The following is a 16,179-nucleotide window of genomic DNA, read 5'->3' as shown; positions in this document are numbered from 1 at the left end:
TTGCATGTCCGAATACGTGCAATGGCCTGACGGTTTCAAACTCAACCGATTTAGGCAATTCAGGTGGAGGCGGCTCCGCACAAATACGAAGAATTTCATGGTTTTTATAACATCTGAACGGGTTGGATAGAGCAATAGCGACAGGACCTATCTCAGCAGTTCTTTGGCTCCGTTCATCACTAAGGGCATGGTCTGTTTAACGAATGTTTCCGCACTCATTAGCCGCCCCTCATTGTTCCAAGCGTAAGCCGCCCCATACATCCCCCAACTTAACATGATAGAAGCGGTATTTATTAAGAATTGCGCGTTTGGACTCGAGAGCATCTTGTCTTTGTCTATAAAGGAATGAAGTGTCGCTTGAATTTTTTCCTTTATTTGAATTTCGAATACAGGACCAAGCGATTTATAGCTTCTTTGGCACATAGTGCTTAGACTCATGTGAAAATCGCATACACCCAGAAAAATACTCTGAATGGTTTCTTCATTTAATACTTCGTGACCGCTTATTCTATGATTTATGATCGTCATAAATGATTCCGTTAGTTTGGCCTCAAGAAGTTCGAATTTATCTACAAAGTGCGCATAAAAAGTCGCTCTGTTAACAGTAGCCCGCTCTGCAATATCCCTAACGGTTATCGATTCAAAGTCTTTTTCTTGAATTAATGAAGCAAAAGCGTCTTGAAGGAGTCGCCGTGTACGTATCACACGAGGATCAGCTTCATTCTTTTTTATTCTCATGGTTACAATCTCCCCCAATAAAACGACATTATAGAGATGGTGTTGTCTATACAACGGTTTACGGTTATTGATGATTGCGGATCAATCAGTTGTTATTATAACCTACAAATACAACAAGTGTTGTTTAAATAACTATTGTTGTATTTGAACGAAAAACTGCATGCAGTTTTTCCAAACCAGAAGGAGGAGAGCACCATGTCCATTTCACAACCATCGCAAACGATCGAGCACCAACCTTTTTTCGATGTTATTCAAGAACGCCGGTCGGTTCGTAGTTATAATCCCGAGGTCAAAATTTCGCGGGAGGAATTGGCCGAAATACTGCGGCAAGCCACGTTGGCTCCTTCAGCGGCTAACCTGCAGCCGTGGCGGTTTCTCGTTATCGACACGCCGGAGCTGAAGCAGAAGCTGCTTCCGATCGCATTCAATCAACAACAAGTGGTCGAAGCTTCGGCTGTCATCGCCGTTCTAGGAGACCTTGAGAACATCCGGATGGCCGAGAAGATTTACGGTCAAGCGGTCGATGCGGGCTTCATGCCTGCGGATACGGCAAAATCGATGGTTGAACACTATACCGGCATGTATTCGAGCATGCCGCCCGAGGCCATCCGCCAAATCGCTTATACTGACGGCGGGCTAGTATCGATGCAACTCATGCTTGTCGCCCGGGCTAAAGGATACGACACGGTACCGATTGGCGGCTACGACAAACAAAAGTTCATGGAAGCTTTCCGCGTATCAGAACGCTACATTCCGATTATACTGATCGCCATCGGCAAGGCGTCGAAGCCCGGTCATCCGACGGTGAGGCTGGCAGTCGATGATGTAGCTTTCTTTAACGAAATGCCTAAGGAATAACAAACTGTAAAAGGGGGACCGCCAGCATTTTAACGAAAATATACGCTAAGACGCCAACCATTATTGGATTGGCGTTTTTTATTGCTTTAAGTTTTTACTTCTAGGGATACTTTACACAACATCTTAAGAAGTAAATTTCATGGAAACTTAGTTGAATAGAGTAGAGGACCCTGTTGGATAAATTTTAACAAGGTCAAGGGGCGTAAGGCGAAGCGAACCCTTGACACGTTGGTGCAGAGAAAAACAATTGTAGACTCGCCTGTCCATTTTCGCAGAACACCCATCGTTACGAGATCTATTTCAAGTTCTTCGAGTACAGCCTGTGTCGCTCTAGATGGGAGATAGTGGTATAGTAGATCATAATCGAAATGGTAAGGGGTGGAGGGGGGACATACCATGGAGAAATGCCGCGTATTGTTGCTCGGGGCTAGCGGCTACTTGGGAAGTCAAATCTATCAGGAGCTTTTGCGGGATAATGCCATTAATCTGATGGGTACATGCTATTCTGCACAAGCTATCCATCAATTGCTTCGGGTCGATGTAACTGACACCCCTTCTTTTTCAACGATACTGCAAGAGTTTTCACCACATGTTGTCATTTGGGCGTTGATGAGTGCAACAGATGAACGAGAGCTAATAGAAAAAGGCCTGGATGGTCTGCTTTCTCAGTTGCCGGAAAAGAGCAAATTGATTTTCATTTCCACAGACGGCATTTTCGGACGAGGAACAGGCTCTTATCGGGAAGAAGATCCGCCTGAGCCATTAGATGAGAGAAATCCGTTAGCTGCTTATTCGAATGCCAAAATACGAGGGGAAGCACGCATTCGAGAGCGGCATCCCAATCATGTCATCGTGCGAGTAGGCCCGATTTATGGTCGTAATGTGGTTGGACAATGGGATAAACGTGTCGCTTCGATGTGTGCAGACCTGAAAGCTGGTAGAGAAGTAAGCCGGTCAGGTAATTTGTACAAGACGTTTGTCCATGTGGAAGACGTGGGGAAGGCCATCCACGAATTGCTTCACGGCTCTTACCTCGGAACGCTTCATCTCGGTCCAGCACAGAAAGAGAGCTATTATTCTTTTTACAAAAAGATGGCTCTGGCATTAGGACTGAATGCGGATGGTGTAAAAGAAACCTTGTTAACAGAAGCGGACGCGCTAGGACGAGGGATTCCGTTGGATACTTCGTTGCGTACGAAAAAGGCGCATGAACGGCTACAGACCCGTTTTCGTTAGGCGGGATGGAAAACGCAAATGACAACGATCACGACAAAGGAGAGTAGAGAACGATGAAAACAATCGGATTAATTGGCGGCATGAGCTGGGAGTCCTCCTTGGTCTACTATCGTTTGATCAATGAAACCGTCAAGGAGAGGCTGGGCGGTTTGCATTCGGCAAAAAGCATCCTGTATTCCGTTGATTTTGCTGAGATCGAAGAAATGCAACGAGAAGGACGATGGGAAGAAGCAGGCGAGCGGATGGCAAGTGCCGCGAAAAGTCTGGAAGCGGCAGGAGCCGACCTGATCGTTCTCTGTACAAATACGATGCACAAGCTGGCGTATGCTATCGAGGAAGCGACCAGCTTGCCATTTCTGCATATCGCGGATGCGACAGCCCAAGCGATCAAAAACCACGGGCACAAGCGAGTAGCACTGCTTGCAACGAGATTTACGATGGAGCAGGATTTCTATACAGGACGTCTGCGTGATGTTCATGGATTAGAGGTACTGCTGCCAGATGAACAAGAGCGAAAACTCGTCCATGACATCATTTATCATGAGCTGTGTGTCGGGGTCATTCGCGAAGAATCCAAACGTACCTACCAGGCGATCATTGAGCGATTGGTCGAGGAAGGGGCTGAGGCAGTCATCCTCGGTTGCACGGAAATCGGTCTATTGATCACAGCCCAAGATTGCACGGTCCCGGTATTTGATACGACTGCGATTCATGCAGAAGCGGCTGTGGAGGCTGCTTTGCAGTAGATGATAGGAAAAAATAAAAGACTGAGCTCATCCCATTTGCTACTAGAATGGATGACTGAGTCTTTTTTTGTGCATACGTACTTTCTGAATTGCCCATTTGAAAGATTACAGCTATGAAAACTTACGGGTTTGTATTGCCCATCGGGATTATAAGTTCCGTCTCCCTCCATAGGAAGAACCACATTGTGAAATTCTGTTCCAAACAAATGGACGTGGTCAATAACAGCGTGGCTGAAATTCGCATGCTGAATGCCTGCACCTGACAAGTTTGTGTTAGAGATTTTGATTCCACTCATATTCACATCATTCAAAGTCATTTGACTTATATTTACGTTATTCATTCTGGTCTTCGCCAAGCTGACATTTTCCATGTCAAGTTCCTCAGCTTTAACCTCCTGCCATCTAGATCTTGATATATCCGCCATTTGCAAGTCTAACGGTTCCACCTTCAAGTTCATACTCATATCCCCCTTTGCATGATAAAAATGAGGCATTTGTAACTTCGACATACACCTTGTTTTCCCTTTATTACCCAGTTGTGTCTTCTACTCTCTAAAGGAATCTTTTGAAACCAACAAAACACAATCAAACACACATAAAAACAATCAATTTACGTTACGTTCATATCCGCTTAATATTTTCCCCGTAAGATTGGTTTCGTAGGAACCAAGAAATGAACATTCCGCAAAGAGGAGAGGTTCTCATGAAGAAATGGCATTATCCTTTACTTGCTTCCGTTCTATCAATCGCGTTTTTAGCAGGGTGTGGACAAGCACCAGTATCACAACCAAACACACAAGCTTCCACAAAGGAAAGTACAAACGCCTCAGGAGAGATTACGGTTTATACAGCTCTGGAGGATGACCAGATCAAAACGTATTTGGAATCCTTTAAAGCGAAATATCCAGATGTAAAGGTCAATATCGTCCGCGATTCTACAGGGATCATCACAGCAAAGCTGCTGGCGGAAAAAGACAATCCACAAGCGGACGTCGTATGGGGAACAGCAGCGACAAGCCTGCTTGTACTCGAACAGCAAGGCATGCTTGAAGGCTATTCGCCAAAAGGAATCGAGAAGGTTTCCCCGGAGTTTAAGGATTCCAAGGAACCTGCAAGCTGGGTAGGAATCGATGCGTGGGAGACTGCGGTAGCGGTCAATACCAAAGAGCTCGAAAAACGCAATTTGCCTATTCCGCGCTCATACGAAGACCTGATCAAGCCGGAGTACAAAGGATTGATCGTGATGCCAAATCCAGCGTCCTCGGGAACTGGGCTTCTCACCATTAACGGAATCATGCAACTAAAAGGGGAGAAAGAAGGCTGGGCGTACCTCGACAAGCTGCATGAAAATATGGCCATCTACACGCATTCCGGCTCGAAGCCAGCGAAAATGGCTGCATCGGGCGAATATCCAATCGGTATTTCCTTTGGCTACCGTTCGATTACCGAGAAGAAAAAAGGCGCACCCGTTGAAGTCGTCTTTCCAACAGAAGGCTCGGGTTGGGATGTAGAGGCGAATGCCTTAATCAAAAAGAGTGCGATCAAACCAGAATCCAAGCTGTTCTTGGACTGGGCCATCTCCGATGAAGTCATGAAAGCCTATAATCAGAACTTTGCTATCGTCAGTGTCAAGCAAGAAGGCGCGACACTCCCAGAAGGCTACGCAGTAGATCCGATCAAACAATTGATCAAGCTCGACCTGAATCAAGCTGCACAAAATCGAGACAACGTTTTGGCGGAGTGGGAAAAACGATACGCGACTAAGAGCGAACCCAAGTAAGCAGCGAGGAGAACAGCATGACACAATCCTATCTATCCATTCAAGGGGTCAGTAAACGCTTTGGTTTGTTTGCCGCATTGGAGCACATTTCCATCGAAATTGACAAGAATGAATTTGTTTGTCTGCTCGGTCCCAGTGGCTGCGGTAAAACGACATTACTGAGAATGCTGGCTGGATTGGAGCAGCCGACGACAGGCAAGATGATCCTGGGAGGCAGGGAGATTACTTCCCTGCCACCAGCAAAACGAAACATTGCGATGATGTTCCAGTCGTACGCCTTGTTTCCCAATTTGACGGCTGCTGAAAACATTGCCTTTGGCCTGCAAGAAAAGAAGCTAGCGAAAAAAGAGATCGCAGCCAAAGTAGAAGAGGCGCTAGACATGGTGGATTTGTCTCATGCCGCCGCCAAATATCCCAGTCAGCTCTCAGGCGGTCAACAGCAGCGAATTGCCTTGGCGCGAGCGATTGCACTATCGCCGGATGTCCTGCTTTTAGATGAACCACTATCCGCATTAGATGCAAAGGTAAGACAAAAGCTGCGCCGGGAGATTCGGCGTTTGCATGAGCAGTACGGCATGACAACAGTGATGGTCACCCATGACCAGGATGAGGCATTGACCATGGCTGACAAGATCGTCGTCATGGATCACGGCGAGGTCGTTCAGGTAGGCACACCCGAGGAGATCTATAACAAACCAGCCACTCCGTTTGTTGCTGATTTTATCGGAGCGATCAACTTTTTTGAGTACAGTCGCTTTGAGAAGGCACAATCTGATCCGAATCGCTTACTTGCGATCAGACCGGAGCATGTGCGGCTTTTGCAGCAAGAATCCGAATGCGCCATACCTGCGACAATTTCTGAGATAGAATTTCGCGGTGCTTTTTACCGAATCTTTCTGGAATGGCAAGAGGAAGGCCAGATAAAAAAAGAGCTTCTGACAATCGATTTGATAGCGGCCGAGGCACAAAGACTTGGAATTGCCCGAGGCAAAAAGGTGTGGTTGGAGTTTCCGCTGGAGAATTTGCTGACCTTTGAGCATGCGCCAGCCATAGAGGAACAGGGGTGAGCAGCATGAAGGAAATGACATCGATCTTCGATGGAAAAGCCATGCAAAAGTGGCTCATCGCTCTCGTCGTACTTGTATTGTCAGCGAGTGTTCTGTTGCCACTTGGCCAGTTGTTTTCCAAAGCATTCTATAACAAGAACGGTCAGTTCATCGGCCTGGACAATTTCGTTACGTACTTTTCCACCCCAGCATTGGCTGGGTCGCTGAATAACACCTTGTATATTTCTGCGATGACGACGCTGATCGCAGTCACACTCGCTTTTCTGTTCGCGTATGCCTTGACGCGTAGCGGGATTCGCGGAAAACGAGCCTTTCGGGCGATCGCGCTGCTGCCGCTGTTTGCGCCCACGATGATGCACGGAATCGCCCTGACTTACCTTTTTTGGGAATCAAGGGCTGGTGACGACAGGGATCTTCGGATTGCTCCCGGTTCAATGGGACATCGATCTGTACGGCCCGGTGGGGATTATTTTGGCGGAGATCGTTTATGTATTCCCGCAAGCGTATTTGATTCTCGCTGTTTCCCTTGCTTTTGCCGACTATCAATTGTACGAAGCGGCAGATACGCTCGGGGCGAACCATTGGCGCAAGTTTTTTGTAGTGACGATTCCCAGCGTGAAATACGGTATCGTCAGCGCCTGCTTTGTCTGTTTTACTCTCTCGTTTACTGACTTCGGAGCACCAAAGGTTGTCGGCGGACAGTTTTCCGTACTGGCAACAGATGTCTACAAGCAGGTTATCGGTCAGCAAAATATGACGATGGGCGCAACAGTTGGGCTGCTTTTGATCATTCCCGCTCTCGTGGCGTTTGTCGTGGACCGGATTGTTGAGCGGAAGCAGCACGCGGCTGTAACAGCCAAATCCAAGCCGTATCGAATCAAAGAAAATCGTTTGCGCGACTTGTTTTACTTCATCCTTTGTGTGAGTGTCAGCGGATTTTTGCTGCTTCTCATGGCTGCGGTGGTACTGGCTTCTTTCATCAAAGTATGGCCGTACAATCTGACTTTCGGCTTGGATCATTATGACTTTTCCAACGTAGCCGGAGAAGGGATTGAGCCACTGTGGAACAGCATTCTCGTCGCCTTACTGACGGCAGTGATCGGGACGGCGGTCACGTTTATTACCGCGTACACGATTGAAAAATCCCAAGTGTGGAAGGGGCTTCGCCAAGCTGGATACTTCCTGTCGATTCTCCCGCTGGCATTGCCGGGGATGGTCATTGGGCTAGCGTACATTTTCTTCTTCAATAATCCGTCGAATCCATTTCACAGCATGTACGGAACGATCTGGATTTTGATTTTGGCAAACGTCATTCATTTTTTCGCAGTCGGCTTTATCACAGCAACGAGCGCGTTGAAAAAGCTCGATCCCGAGTTCGAGCAAGCGGCAGAGTCCATGGGGGTCTCGCAGACAAAGCTATTGTGGCGCGTCACGATTCCCGTCTGTATGCCGGCGATTGTCGAGATGGCGGTGTACTTTTTCATCAACTCGATGGTGACGATCTCGGCAGTTGTTTTTCTGTACGCAGCGGATTTCAAGTTGGCATCTGTCTCCATCGTCAATATGGATGACGCAGGGGATGTGGCTCCAGCAGCAGCGATGTCGGTATTGATCGTCTTCCTCAACATCATCGCACGTGCTGGTGCAGAATGGATCGCATCCAAACTTCGCAAGCGAACAACAGGGTCCTACCAAGAGAAAGGTCAGGTGGCATAAAGCATGAAAGCAGTCGTATTTGATTGGGCAGGAACGATGGTAGATTACGGATGTTTCGCTCCTTTAGCTGTCTTTTTGCAGGTGTTCAAAAAACGGGGGATTAAGCTGACAGCAGCAGAAGCGCGCGAACCGATGGGGATGCTCAAGCGCGATCATATCCAGGCGCTGTGCAAAATGGAGCGGGTAGCAGCGCTATGGCAAGAGCGTTACGGTCGACTTCCGAATGAAGCGGATGTGGACGAATTGTACGCGGACTTCGAACCGATGCTGATGGCGACGCTGCACGAGTATGCCACTCCTGTTCCGGGAGCAATGGAATTGGTAGGGCGACTGCGCGAGCAAGGAATCAAAATCGGATCGACCACAGGCTACACGAGGGAAATGATGAACGTCGTTGCAGCATCGGCTAAACAACAGGGCTACGAACCAGATGCACTTGTCACTCCAAGTGAAGTGCCTGCTGGACGTCCATATCCATGGATGTGCTATCAAAATGCGATCCTGCTGGACGTATATCCAATGAACGAGATGGTCAAAGTCGGTGATACGACAAGCGATATGAAAGAAGGAAGAAACGCCGGGATGTGGACCGTTGGCGTTCTGAAGGGTGGAAGCGAGCTTGGCCTGTCCTTGGAGGAAGTGACGAGTATGCCACAGGAAGAGCTGGATAAAAGGCTGGCTATCGCAACAGAACGACTGATGGCGGCGGGTGCGCACTACGTGATCGAGGAGATCGGATGCTTGGATGAGGTGCTGAAAAAGATCGAGATGCGTCATGCAGGAGGAGAGAGACCATGAATCAGACAAGATCAACCGATAATCCGTACTTGTTGCTCACCCCCGGACCATTGACCACTTCCACAACCGTTCGCGAAGCAATGCTCCGAGATTGGTGCACGTGGGATCGTGATTACAATGAACTGGTACAGGCAATCCGTCAGAAGCTCGTCCGATTGGCAACCTCGCAGGTAGAGGAGTATACGAGCGTTTTGATGCAAGGCAGCGGGACCTTTTGTGTGGAAGCGGTGGTGAGCAGTGCGATTCCCGCAGACGGCAAGCTGCTCGTCTTGACGAATGGCGCCTACGGGGATCGGATCGTGGAAATGGCACAAGTCCATGGAATCGCGACGGAGGTCATTGATTTTGGCGAAGTGACAAAAGCCGATGCAGAGGCATTGGAGCAGAGATTAGAGGCGGATGCAACGATCACGCATGTGGCTGTCGTGCATTCAGAAACAACTACGGGCATGCTCAATCCCATCAAAGAAATTGGAGAAGTCGCCAAGAAGTACGGAAAAGTCTATATCGTAGATGCGATGAGCAGCTTCGGTGGCATTCCAATGGACGCAGCAGCGCTCTCAATCGACTTCCTGATCTCAAGCGCAAACAAATGCATCCAAGGTGTGCCTGGCTTCGGCTTTGTCATTGCCAAAACGTCTGCGCTCATCGAATGCAAGGGGATTGCACGTACGTTGTCCCTCGATTTGTATAGCCAGTGGAAGACGATGGAGGAGCAAAACGGAAAGTGGCGCTATACTTCTCCGACTCATGTCGTGCGCGCCTTTTATCAAGCCCTGATAGAGCTTGAGGCAGAAGGGGGAGTTGAAAAACGGTACGAGCGTTACCAGCGAAATCAGCAGCTACTCGCAGAAGGCATGGAGCGCAACGGTTTTCGCATCCTGTTGCCAAAAGAATCGCAATCGCCCTTCATCACTTCCTTTTATTTTCCTGATAGCGAAGCATTCACTTTCGCACAACTGTATGAGCGGCTAAAGCAGGCAGGCTTCGTCATTTATCCGGGCAAAATCTCGCAAGCGGACACGTTTCGGATTGGCAATATCGGAGAGGTTTACCCAGAGGATATCGAGAGATTAATCGCAGCAATGGAAAACAATCGTTTCTGGCTGGAGTAAATAATAGGAGGCTAGCGTGATGAAAGTGTTTTGCTTGGGTGGAGCGGGAAATATTTGTCGGGAAGCTGTGCTCGATCTCGTGATGCATTCGGATTTTGAGCAGATTACGATCGGCGATTTTAATGAAGAAGAAGGTCGCAAGGTAGTCGAGTGGCTGAACGATCCACGCGTAGATTTTGTACCGGTAAATGTACGCGATCATGCGGATACGGTCCAAAAAATGCGCGGATACGACATCGTCATGGACGGAACCACCATCACACTGAACGGTCTGTCTACTGCTGCGATTGCGGAGGCTGGCTGCCATGGCATCAATTTGAACGGGTTTGGGGAAGAAAACGCATCGGATGCGATCTTCCGCGCTCATGGGAAGACCTGCCTGCCTGGCTTTGGCATGACGCCTGGACTGACCCAAATGATGGCGATACATGCAGCGAACCAGCTCGATGAAGTCGACGAAGTCCGCGTCAGCCACGGCTCCTTTCGCCCGATTGCCTTTTCCAAATCGATCACAGAGACGACGACCTATGAGTATGATCCAGATTTGCCAGGGCGCGTCGTCTATGAAAATGGCGCGTTCATTCAAGTCCCGCCATTTGCTCGCCCACGCGAAATAAAGCTTCCTGAGCCGTATGGAAAAACAATTCAGTACATCATTCCACATGCAGAGACAAAAACGCTCGCACAGGCTTTGTCTCCAAAAGGGGTAAAGCTGATCGAGGTGCGGGGAACATGGCCGAAGCAAAACATGGAGCTGGTCAAAGCCCTCTATGATTATGGCTTTTTGCGGAACGACCCCATCATGGTAGGGGAAACAAAGGTGGGAATCCTTGATTGTATCTCCCAATACCTCTACAATTCTAGAGAGGGAAAAGAGACGGCATTATACGGGTATTCGCTTCATGTCGAGGTAACAGGTACCAAGGACGGTCGCAAAGTCGGACACGTCCTGTACCATACACATCCGGCATCAGACGGCTCTGTAGCTGACTGGGCTGGGCTGCGCGCCTATACCCGCAACGTAGGAATCCCGCTGGCGATTGCGACTGAGCAGATCGCAAAAGGAAACGTAAAAGCTGTTGGCGTCATAACACCAGAAGAAGCATTTGATCCGGCTGTGATTTTTCACGAGCTGACAAAACGTCAGATTTACATCCATGGCGAGAAGATCGAAATGACGTAAAGTACGATATAGGGGGACATTCGGCGTGTCGTTGTTCGGGGAAGAGCGTAAGCAAATCATTTTGCAGTTGATCAATTCCAATGGCAAGGTGCGGACCAATGAACTGGTCAAAAAGCTGCAAGTCTCGTCTGAGTCGATCCGCAGGTATTTGGAAGAGCTGGAGGCGGAGAAAAAACTGAAGCGCGTTTATGGCGGGGCAGTAAAGCTGACAGTGGAGCGCTCTGAGCCCTCTCATTTTGCCCGTGAAGTCTTGCGAGCGGAAGAAAAGAAACGAATTGGGCGGCTGGCGGCGGACTTGGTGCAAGACAGCGATACCATTGTCATCGATGAAGGGACAACGACTTTGCAAATGATCAGCTTTCTCGAGACGAAAAAAGATTTGACGATCCTCACTAGCTCGATCACAGCGCTGAATCGATTAATCGAGTACCAAAACAATGGAATGCTTGCGGCAGACATCTACTTCCTGGGTGGAAAGGTGAGCGCCAAGCATCATCGGGTAAGCGGGACCTATGCAGAGAAGATGATGAAACAATTTTATGTGGACAAGGCGTTTATCGCGGCAGACGGCATCTTGCTCCAAAAAGGCTTGACCTGCTATGAGCCGGATCGAACGGAACTCGCCCGTTGTTTCATCGAAAATGCCAATGAAAGTATTGTGCTAGCGGACCACTCCAAAATCGGGGTCAGCACATTGTGCAAGATCGCAGACTTGGGAGAGGTTGACATCGTGATCAGCGATACGGCAGCACCAGCAGAATGGAATAAAGGACTCCAAGCAAAAAATGTAGCATGGATGGTAGCAGAGGAGTAGTAGTGAGCAGGCCAGCGATTCCCCACGACAGGGAAGCTGGCCTGTTTGCTTCAGGAAGAATGGCGCAGCAAACGTGGCAGCATATGCAGCAATCTCTCTCTGGTAAGAGCAGCGCCGTAATTCCATTTTTGCGCTTCTACAAAATAGACATAGCCGTTTTGAACGGCAGGCAGACTGTGCCACCTTTCACTTTGTATGAATGCGGCGGTAGCCTGACGCGATTCGGGGTCTTCGGACAGCAGCATAAAAATCCGATCACCTGCGTACAGGGGGATGTCCTCCTCTCGAATTTCGATAAAACCGTAGCCAGCTTGCAGTACTTCTTGAATTTTATCCACAGAAGAAAAACCGTTTGGATGGTAAAGGGCGGAGGAAAGTCCTGAAGTGCCCATTACGAACAGACGTCCGCCATGCTCATGGATAAAGACGGATGCAGTCTCACCCGGCACAAGCTCGGAGCGTAGCTGATTCCACATAGTAGTAGCATTCGTGTGATATTTCCTGAGCCATTCTCGCGCCTCATCCTTTTTCCCCAGCCAATCTCCGAGTGTATGTAACCGTTCCTCCAGCGAAGCAAATGAATGAAAGGCGAGCGTTGGGGCAATCCGGCTCATCTGCTTGTATTTGTCTTCTTCCGCGTTCGCGAAAATGATTAGATCTGGCTTCAATGTCGTCAAATGATCATAGTCAACGGGAAAGGCGATATCCTGCATGTGTCTTACCCTGTCTCGGTAGATCGTTCGTTCCATCCAGGTAAAATTCCCACCGATGATATTTTCCACCTGGAGCGCGAGCAAATCATTAAACGTCTCCCCAATATAAATGATACGTTGTGGCTGAAGGGGGATCTCTACCTCATGACCGGCCCAGTCCTGCACGAGCTCCATGCGGTGAGTCAGCCTGGAATATTGCCTTGGCGTATAACCGGTCGACTTTCGAAAGCGACGATTGAAATAATACTCATCCGTGAAGCCGACCTGTGAGGCGATGTCCCGCAATGAATCGTTCGAGCTTTTCAAGAGCTTTTTCGCATGATGAATACGCTGCTCGGTCACATATTCCAAAGGCTTTTTACCCGTCAACTGGCGAAAGAGCAGCGTGTACTGCCACGATGGCACATTGGCCAGTTGTGCCAACTGCTTGACCGTTATGTTCTCTTGATAATTTTGCTGGATATAACGAATGCTGTTCTCGACCTCTTTGCTCTTGCTAGGGGTCATGTCAGGAGAGAGATTTTGCTCCAGCAAAAAACCGAGCAGCTTCTGGAACCGCAATTGCTGCCAAAAGCTGTCCATTTCAGAAGAAGTGGAACGGCCCAAAAGCAAAGCGTCACATAAGCGCAAAAGCCGGGAAGAGGGGTGAGCGGACAGCTCGATACGGCCACCTAGCAGTGCGTATGGGTAAGATTGGGGCCTATTGTCTGCATCGAACTGGATGACGGTAAACGAAATTTGGTAGCAATCAATCGCGCTATCGTACAAGGATTCGATAGCAAAAGGAGTAGACGGTGATAGCAAAAAACACTTTCCTGCCAAAGGTGAAATCGTTTGGTCGTGAATACGGAGGCTGCCGTAACCTTTTGTGAAGAAGAGCAGGGTATGGAAGGGAGTGGGGAAAGGACTAGCCGTCCGCTCTACTTTACACAACTGAAAATGAAGGGAACCGAGCAGGGGCTGAGGTGGTATAGAATGCAGCATCGGTTGTACCATCCTTTTTTGTGAGAATCATTATCATTCATTTTATCATTTGTATACAAAAGAAAGAAGCTTTTCAATCATTGTTGAAAAGCTTCTCGTGTTTCATTACTTCGTTAGGATCTCAGGAATCTTTTGTAGGAGCCATTCTCTTGTTGTGGCATCACTGCTAGATTTTTCGATGTCGATAAAGTAGACAGATCCGTTTTTAACAGCAGGCAGGTCTCTCCAGATGCGTGATTTTAGCAGCTCCTGCGTTGATTTCTCAGCTTCCTCACTCGAAGTATTCAGAATGAAAATACGATCTCCCGCTATTTCGGGCAAACGTTCTACAGAGATGAGTTCAAATCCTTTTTGTGCATCGAGTATTTCCTGAATGGGCGCGGTGGGCTTGAATCCATTTGTATCGTAGAGGACTTGGGAAAGCCCTGTTCTTGCCATGACAAATAGCCGATCACCCGGATAATAGGTAAAGACAGAGGCGGTTTCTCCTTCTTTCATGATGCCAGACTCCTTCAGCTTCTTCCACATCTCCTCCGATTTACGCTTGTAATCATCAAGCCATTTGGTAGCTGCTTCCGGTTTCCCAAGAATATCACCGAGCTGGGTCATCCGTTCTTCCAAAGGCGCGAATGTATCAAAAATGACGGTAGGGGCGATTTTGGCTAGCTGTTCATATTCTTTTTCTTCGGTATTTGCATGGATAATCAGGTCGGGCTGTAATTCCAGAACCTTTTCGAGATTAATGGGAAAACCGACATTCTCGACATCGTGCAGTTGGTCTTCAAAGATTTGGTTGGCGTACCCGAATCCCCCAATCGGCTTCACGCCCAACGCGAGCATATCGCCAAATGTCTCACCGGAATAGATGATTCGTGCGGGAGAGACCGGGATGTTGCCTGCATGCCCGAGATAATCCGTATATGGTCGCGTCTGGTTTTTCTGACTTGCCGCGCTGTTCGCTTCGCTCGTTGTCTGAGAAGCAGATGGACTGCATCCGATGAGCAAGCTGCCAGCCAGTACGAAGATTCCTAGCGTTCCGCTTATACTGCGCATTTGGTTCATTTTCATTTTCCTCCAGTAGTCGTTTGAATCTGTTTGTTTTCAATGATAATCATTATCAGATATAGCTTACCAGCTCAATGGACAAACGTCAGATACCCATCATTGATTTTGTACAAAGGGAAGGATTTCACACGGACCGTTGTAGAGTTTGGACAAAAAATAGTGGAGAAAATGCATTGTCAGATAGAGAGGAAACAAATATGATCAGAATGCAAATAGTGAGAATGAATATCAATTCGATAATCATCAACAGATGCGAGAGAGGGTAGAAAGATGGTCAGAACGGTTCGGAATGCAGGAGTGGCAATGATAGCATTAATGTTGATCATGATGCTCGTGTTAACTGCGTGTACAGAAAAAGCAGCGGAGCCAACATCCACTGAGCAGAAAGCATCGACAGAGCAACCAGCATCGACGGAGAACAAGGCTGCGAAAACCAAAGTGGTGAAAGACGCCTATGGCGATGTAGAGATTCCGGTAAAGCCAGAGCGGGTAGCGGCGATTTATCAGGAGGACTTCTTGACAGCACTGGGTGTGACTCCCGTTGTCCAGTGGTATCACCCGGCGTGGGGCAAACAGGATTACCTCGGTCTGGACGTGCCGCTTTTTGATATTACAGGAAGTATTGAAGCGTTACTTGCAGCCAACCCGGATATCATCATTGTGGATGGCTACGCTGATCCCAAGAAATACGAGGAATTCAGCAAGGTAGCCCCTACGTACAAGCTACCGGATGAACTCCGTAACGACACGATTGGAAGACTCAAGAAAATCGCCGAGGTCCTAGGTGTTCCAGAAAAAGCAGACGAAGCGATCCAAAAGTACAATGAGAAAATTGCGGATACCAAGGCAAAGCTTGAAAAGGCAATTGGCAACGAAACGGTGGCCGTCATTCGTTTGAACGTGGGAAATAAGCCGAATTTGGCCCTTTTCGGAGATAGCAATGTTTACACAGGCATGCTCTATAAGGAGCTGGGACTTACGCCGTATTCTGCTGCCAAAAATCAAGAAACGCACGTGGTGTTATCAGAAGAAGCTATCCCGGCTATTGATGCAGACCATATCATTGTGTTCCCGTCGAACGGTACGTGGACTTCGGAAGAAAACAAGGATGCGCTCAAGATTTTGGAGAGCCCGATCTGGAAATCGGTTCCTGCTGTGAAAAAAGGTCATGTCTACCCAATGGAGCGGACACATTGGCAATCTGGTGCCATGCTGGCCAATATGAAGAAGGCAGACGATTTGGTCAAAGCGTTTGTAAAGTAATCGAGTTCAAGAGAGAAAGCGCGTCATTTTGATTGATGCGCTTTCTTTTTCATTTGTGGAGCTTGTCGTCGGGATGTTTACTCATTATAATAGTAAATGATAA

At 48.2% G+C, this 16,179-nt stretch carries 14 protein-coding genes and 1 pseudogene; 11 read left to right on the top strand and 4 right to left on the bottom strand.

All coding sequences use genetic code 11. The annotated features are described in order from the left end of the window. Positions 1-147: 147 nt before the first annotated feature. Positions 148-738, bottom strand: a complete 591-nt coding sequence (locus AB432_RS23140) for a TetR/AcrR family transcriptional regulator (protein ID WP_048034277.1) — start codon at positions 736-738, stop codon at positions 148-150. 195 nt (positions 739-933) lie between these two features. Between AB432_RS23140 and AB432_RS23135 the strand changes: the two genes are divergently transcribed. The 3 genes from AB432_RS23135 to AB432_RS23125 all read left to right on the top strand — a co-directional run bounded on the left by AB432_RS23135 (position 934) and on the right by AB432_RS23125 (position 3,578). Then, positions 934-1,596 carry a nitroreductase family protein gene (locus AB432_RS23135; RefSeq protein WP_048034276.1) on the top strand — a complete coding sequence of 221 codons (663 nt, stop codon included), beginning with the start codon at positions 934-936 and terminating at the stop codon, positions 1,594-1,596. Between the two features lie 396 nt (positions 1,597-1,992). Continuing rightward, the gene (locus AB432_RS23130) at positions 1,993-2,832 is read left to right on the top strand and encodes a sugar nucleotide-binding protein (RefSeq protein WP_048034275.1); all 840 of its coding nucleotides are present in this window, start codon (positions 1,993-1,995) and stop codon (positions 2,830-2,832) included. A 53-nt stretch (positions 2,833-2,885) separates the two neighbouring features. After that, positions 2,886-3,578: an aspartate/glutamate racemase family protein gene (locus AB432_RS23125; protein WP_048034274.1), complete on the top strand. Its 693-nt coding sequence runs from the start codon at positions 2,886-2,888 to the stop codon at positions 3,576-3,578. On the opposite strand, the gene AB432_RS23120 is transcribed toward AB432_RS23125, so the two are convergent. Then, on the bottom strand, positions 3,542-4,036 hold the full coding sequence (locus tag AB432_RS23120; protein ID WP_235617534.1) for a pentapeptide repeat-containing protein: 495 nt from the start codon (positions 4,034-4,036) through the stop codon (positions 3,542-3,544). The genes AB432_RS23125 and AB432_RS23120 overlap by 37 nt on opposite strands. 245 nt (positions 4,037-4,281) lie before the next feature. Here AB432_RS23120 and AB432_RS23115 point away from each other — a divergent pair, with 245 nt between their 5' ends. The 7 genes and pseudogenes from AB432_RS23115 (at position 4,282) to AB432_RS23085 (ending at position 12,051) form a co-directional block, all read left to right on the top strand. After that, positions 4,282-5,358, top strand: a complete 1,077-nt coding sequence (locus AB432_RS23115; protein WP_048034273.1) for a putative 2-aminoethylphosphonate ABC transporter substrate-binding protein — start codon at positions 4,282-4,284, stop codon at positions 5,356-5,358. A 17-nt stretch (positions 5,359-5,375) separates the two neighbouring features. Then, the gene (locus tag AB432_RS23110; protein ID WP_048034272.1) at positions 5,376-6,425 is read left to right on the top strand and encodes a putative 2-aminoethylphosphonate ABC transporter ATP-binding protein; all 1,050 of its coding nucleotides are present in this window, start codon (positions 5,376-5,378) and stop codon (positions 6,423-6,425) included. A 5-nt stretch (positions 6,426-6,430) separates the two neighbouring features. Beyond that, positions 6,431-8,141 (top strand): annotated as a pseudogene (locus AB432_RS23105) (putative 2-aminoethylphosphonate ABC transporter permease subunit). A 3-nt stretch (positions 8,142-8,144) separates the two neighbouring features. Continuing rightward, positions 8,145-8,939 carry a phosphonoacetaldehyde hydrolase gene (gene phnX / locus AB432_RS23100; RefSeq protein ID WP_048034271.1) on the top strand — a complete coding sequence of 265 codons (795 nt, stop codon included), beginning with the start codon at positions 8,145-8,147 and terminating at the stop codon, positions 8,937-8,939. Then, positions 8,936-10,054 (top strand): 2-aminoethylphosphonate--pyruvate transaminase, encoded by a 1,119-nt coding sequence (gene phnW, locus AB432_RS23095; RefSeq protein ID WP_048034270.1) that lies wholly within the window; start codon positions 8,936-8,938, stop codon positions 10,052-10,054. The genes phnX and phnW overlap by 4 nt, the downstream gene beginning before the upstream one ends. 19 nt (positions 10,055-10,073) lie before the next feature. Next, a complete protein-coding gene (locus tag AB432_RS23090; protein WP_048034269.1) occupies positions 10,074-11,237 on the top strand; it encodes a saccharopine dehydrogenase family protein in 1,164 nt (387 codons plus the stop codon). 25 nt (positions 11,238-11,262) lie between these two features. After that, entirely contained in the window at positions 11,263-12,051 is a 789-nt protein-coding gene (locus tag AB432_RS23085; protein WP_048034268.1) for a DeoR/GlpR family DNA-binding transcription regulator, read from the top strand. A 50-nt stretch (positions 12,052-12,101) separates the two neighbouring features. On the opposite strand, the gene AB432_RS23080 is transcribed toward AB432_RS23085, so the two are convergent. Together AB432_RS23080 and AB432_RS23075 are read right to left on the bottom strand one after the other, a co-directional pair. Next, positions 12,102-13,748, bottom strand: a complete 1,647-nt coding sequence (locus AB432_RS23080; RefSeq protein ID WP_053079617.1) for a helix-turn-helix domain-containing protein — start codon at positions 13,746-13,748, stop codon at positions 12,102-12,104. 105 nt (positions 13,749-13,853) lie between these two features. Next, a complete protein-coding gene (locus AB432_RS23075) occupies positions 13,854-14,810 on the bottom strand; it encodes an ABC transporter substrate-binding protein (protein WP_048034267.1) in 957 nt (318 codons plus the stop codon). Between the two features lie 273 nt (positions 14,811-15,083). On the opposite strand from AB432_RS23075, the gene AB432_RS23070 reads away from it, so the two are divergent. Next, on the top strand, positions 15,084-16,076 hold the full coding sequence (locus AB432_RS23070) for an ABC transporter substrate-binding protein (RefSeq protein ID WP_048034266.1): 993 nt from the start codon (positions 15,084-15,086) through the stop codon (positions 16,074-16,076). Positions 16,077-16,179: the final 103 nt, after the last annotated feature.

The sequence above is a fragment of the Brevibacillus brevis genome (assembly GCF_001039275.2).
GTDB lineage: Bacteria > Bacillota > Bacilli > Brevibacillales > Brevibacillaceae > Brevibacillus > Brevibacillus brevis_C.
This window is presented reverse-complemented; position numbering and strand designations above follow the sequence as displayed.